1 protein-coding gene is annotated in these 250 nt (G+C 66.4%); it reads left to right on the forward strand.

The features are described 5' to 3' along the window. Window positions 1-27: 27 nt before the first annotated feature. The coding region (locus tag SB753_RS39775; RefSeq protein WP_410805509.1) for a hypothetical protein at window positions 28-250 on the forward strand (223 nt) is incomplete at its 3' end.

Below are 250 nucleotides of genomic sequence, written 5' to 3' on the forward strand. Positions count from 1 at the left end.
GTCCGTGCGACGGCGACGAGCCTCGCGATCGTCTCTCTGGCGAGCCTTGCAGGCTGCGCCAGTTCCGGTTCGACGACGCTCACCTATCTGCCCAATGGCGAGACGGGCTTCGCGATCAACTGCAGCGGCAGCGATGCGAGCCAGAACTGGGGCGAATGCTACAAGCGCGCGGGCGAGGCATGTGGCGCCTATGGCTACGACGTGGTCTCGAAAGATGTCGACACGGGCGGCACGGCAGGCGGCACGCTTG

It is taken from the genome of Paraburkholderia sp. SIMBA_053, assembly GCF_046534895.1.
Lineage (GTDB): Bacteria > Pseudomonadota > Gammaproteobacteria > Burkholderiales > Burkholderiaceae > Paraburkholderia > Paraburkholderia caledonica.